General features: G+C 68.1%; 5 protein-coding genes and 1 pseudogene. 1 reads left to right on the top strand and 5 read right to left on the bottom strand.

What is annotated here, in order from left to right; translation table 11 throughout:
- Positions 1 to 83: 83 nt before the first annotated feature.
- On the bottom strand, positions 84 to 320 hold the full coding sequence (locus tag ACFVJQ_RS45705; protein WP_385791891.1) for a hypothetical protein: 237 nt from the start codon (positions 318 to 320) through the stop codon (positions 84 to 86).
- Entirely contained in the window at positions 317 to 1171 is an 855-nt protein-coding gene (locus tag ACFVJQ_RS45700) for a Ku protein (RefSeq protein ID WP_385791889.1), read from the bottom strand. The genes ACFVJQ_RS45705 and ACFVJQ_RS45700 overlap by 4 nt, the downstream gene beginning before the upstream one ends.
- A 258-nt stretch (positions 1172 to 1429) precedes the next feature.
- Here ACFVJQ_RS45700 and ACFVJQ_RS45695 point away from each other — a divergent pair, with 258 nt between their 5' ends.
- Positions 1430 to 1705, top strand: coding sequence for a hypothetical protein (locus ACFVJQ_RS45695; RefSeq protein ID WP_385791887.1), 276 nt, complete (start codon positions 1430 to 1432; stop codon positions 1703 to 1705).
- 65 nt (positions 1706 to 1770) lie between these two features.
- Here ACFVJQ_RS45695 and ACFVJQ_RS45690 read toward each other — a convergent pair whose 3' ends face one another.
- The 3 genes and pseudogenes from ACFVJQ_RS45690 to ACFVJQ_RS45680 all read right to left on the bottom strand — a co-directional run.
- Positions 1771 to 2289 (bottom strand): hypothetical protein, encoded by a 519-nt coding sequence (locus tag ACFVJQ_RS45690; RefSeq protein WP_385791885.1) that lies wholly within the window; start codon positions 2287 to 2289, stop codon positions 1771 to 1773.
- Positions 2286 to 2507: a hypothetical protein gene (locus ACFVJQ_RS45685; RefSeq protein ID WP_385791883.1), complete on the bottom strand. Its 222-nt coding sequence runs from the start codon at positions 2505 to 2507 to the stop codon at positions 2286 to 2288. Before ACFVJQ_RS45685 ends, ACFVJQ_RS45690 begins: the two co-directional genes overlap by 4 nt.
- A gap of 2 nt (positions 2508 to 2509) precedes the next feature.
- Positions 2510 to 3085, bottom strand: a pseudogene (locus ACFVJQ_RS45680) (transposase); the annotation flags it as partial.
- Positions 3086 to 3166 lie beyond the last annotated feature (81 nt).

The following is a 3166-nucleotide window of genomic DNA, read 5'->3' as shown; positions in this document are numbered from 1 at the left end:
GTCAACGTTCTGTGGGCCCTGATCCGTGACCGACGGTGCTATCAAGTCGCACCTCCAGCGACTGCAGCTGCTTGACAACGGCATTAGGAAGCGCTCTTCTTCCTGCGGCGCCCGGCGCGGACGAGTGCGTCGATGAGCTGCTCCCGGCTCATCTTGGAACGGCCGGCGATGTTCTGCTCGGTGGCCCGCTGGTACAGCTCCGCCTTGCTCAGCTGCCGCAGCTCGCTCTTGCCTCCACGGCGCTGGCCGGGGGATGCGGCCGACGCGCGGGCCGTCTTCGGCGGCGCCTTCCTGGAGGCGGTCTTCTTCGCCGTCTTCACGGCGGGCTTGCGTGCCGCCTTGCGGGCCGGGGCCGGCTTCTTCTGCCGCGGCCCGGCAGCCGCCACGGCCACCGCGGGCCTGGTCGATGCTGCCCTGCAGAACGTTCATCAGGACGATGACGCTGGTGGGCCGCCGGCGGCTCCTCCGCCGCTGCGATCTCCTGGCCTTCGGCCTTGGCCTGCACCAGCTCCCGCACCTTCTCCTGGTAGGTGTCGTGGTAACGGGCCGGGTCCCACGGCGAGCTGAGGGAGTCGATCAGCTGGAGCGCTATGTCCAGCTCCATGCCCCTCCCGGCGCGGCCCGAAGGCAGTTCTGGCAGCTCCTTGGCCGGGTCGTGGACCTCATCCGCCCAGTGGAGGGTCTGGAGTACCAGAACCTTGTCCTCCGCGCGCAGCGCGGTCAGGTACTGCTTGCCGTGCATCACGAGGGTGGCGATGCCGACCTTGTTCGTCTCTGCCAGCGCCGTCCGCAGCAGCTCGTAGACCCTGGTGTACTCCTTGCCGCGCGGGGCCACGTAGTAGATGCGGTCGAAGTAGACCGGCTCGATCTGCTCCAGGTCGACGAAGTCGCTGATCTCCATGGTCCGGGAGCGGCCCGGCGCGATCTGGTCCAGCTCATCGGGCTCCACGACCACGTATTCGCCCTCGCTCACCTCGAATCCCATGACGATGTCCTCGGCATCGACTTCCTTGCCGGTGCGCTCGTTGACCCGGCGGTTACGGATCCGGTCCGCGGTGCCGCGCTGCAGCTGGTGGAAGCGGACCGTGTGATCCTCAGTCGCGGTGAACAGGCCGACAGGAACGCTGACCAGCCCGAACGTGATCACACCCGTCCAGCTCGCGCGTGCCATGACCACCCACTCCCATCCTTGCCCTGCCGGTGCATCTGTGGGATCTCACGCACCGCGTCCTGACCTCACGGCCGATGTCCTACCGGTGTCCTCTCATAAGACACCGCAGGTCAGCAGCCCGCACCTTGTACACCAGCCTCACTGGGCGTTTCATGCCGAGCGTGAGCACTATCGTGTCCACCGGGCCCGCTACCAGGACGGATACGACCTCATCGCCTGAGCACGGAAGTCCCCGCAGGAGAGGCGCACCCTTCTCCGGTGGCAGTCAGCTGTGGGGCGAAGCGCTTCTCGTGGACGCGTCTCGTGAACTGCGATACTCAACTGTTCGCGCCGCGGCCTGGCTTGGAAGACAAGCCGGAGAATCGCTTCACAATGATCTACTCGCTCGCTGAGGATTCAGGCGGGACCTGTGTGACGATCATTCAGGATGATCCCCGACCGGTTCCGGCGGCAGCTGGCGATGAAGACGGAGACGGCGAGGATGCCTCGATCCTGGCGAGCCTGAAGAGTGTGGCCGAGTCGCTCGCGGCCTGACGACGGCGTCATCCTCCTCCGCGTGGTCTGAGGCGGTGCGGGGGCCTCTGCCCCCGCACCGTCCACTATCGCCAGTCAGTATCCGCAGTCGGCTTGCGGCCGAGGGCCATCCGCACCACGATCACCGCGTACGCGCAGAGCAGGGCGAGCCCGGCCCACCAGGGGAGCGGGAAGTACCCGGCCGACGGCGCATAATGCGCGGTCACCTGCGGATACTCCACCATCGTCTGCTGGACGGCGAAGCCGGCGGCCGGGGTGAGCCGCAGCAGCCACTCGGCGACCGCGTCGGGCAGCAGCGGGACCGCCGTGACGGCGGAGGGCAGGGTGACCAGCGACAGCCCGATGAGGATCGCCGCCCAGCCGCGGCGCAGCCACACGCCGAGCCCGTAGGCGAGGACGGCGCAGAGCGCGAGCACCGCCGCGACGCCGCCGATCACCCGAGCGCCGGTCAGCACCGGCACCGGCTGCACCGAGATGCCGTTGCCCTTCAGGATTGCGATGCCCACCGGGAGGACGACGCCGACGGCGACCAGACCGGTGACGAAGGTGGCCGCCCCGACGACGGCCGCCCGGGCGACGATCACCCGGAGGCCGCCTCGCGACCCGTGCGGGCGCCGTAGCGGGCCGTGACGGCGAGCACGATGACCGGACCGAACACCAGGCCGGGCAGGGTCGTCTCGACGGTACGCCCGCCCTCCTCGCCGAGCGGCCCGATGCCGCCGGTGCCGCTGACCGTGATGGTGCCGTCCTTCTCCACGGCTCCCGACGCGTTGTGGTACTTCTTCCAGTCGGTGTGGTTCATCTCAGCTCGTCCAGAGTGGTGGTGGCGGGGCAGTAGGCGATGTAGGAGGAGATCTCCTCGGGCCGGCTGACGCTGCGGCGGGCGATTACCCAGTGCCGACGGTCTTGCCGGTGCCAGGGCCGCACCTCGACGCGGGCCCAGTCGTAGATCCGCTGGCCGTGGGCTCCTTCACCGCAGGAACGGCGTTTCCACTTCTGCCGCGGCAGGCCAGGAAACAGGTCGTGGACCGGGTGGTCGAGGGCCCAGCGGGTGACGACGGTGTCGTGCCGGGTGGTGACCATGACATGGAAGACGTCCGCACGCTCCAGCTCGGACCGCCAGCCCTTGCTGAAGCCGTAGTCGGCATCCGCCGTCACCCATCCGAACGGAATCTTGTCTCTGATCGCTCGTCGAACCATCGCTTTGGCTATGGCCACCTTCGTCTCGAAGGCGATGCTGTCGTCGATGTCGGCCCGCCTGCACTGCTCCCGGTCGTCCGTCCATGACGTGGGCAGAGACAGGCGGCGGTCGATCAGCGTGCGTCCGCGGTCGGTGGCATAGGCGAGGAACACACCGATCTGGCAGTTCTCGGTGCGGCCGGGGACCTGTATTTCAATTAGTGCTCGGTTAGCGGGAGTTGGCGGAACACTGAGGGTATGGCTGCGCGTACGGTCGACCGG

Origin of the sequence: Streptomyces sp. NPDC127197 (assembly GCF_042672405.1) — a bacterium.
Classification (GTDB): Bacteria; Actinomycetota; Actinomycetes; order Streptomycetales; family Streptomycetaceae; genus Streptomyces; species Streptomyces flavusporus.
The sequence above is the reverse complement of the archived record's forward strand: the minus strand, read 5'-3'. Positions and strand labels throughout refer to the sequence as shown.

Bases quoted from the DNA above. Each gene is read 5' to 3' on its own strand.
- ACFVJQ_RS45700 (WP_385791889.1), bottom strand. From the start codon at position 1,171: ATGGCACGCGCGAGCTGGACGGGTGTGATCACGTTCGGGCTGGTCAGC.
- ACFVJQ_RS45685 (WP_385791883.1), bottom strand. From the start codon at position 2,507: ATGAACCACACCGACTGGAAGAAGTACCACAACGCGTCGGGAGCCGTG.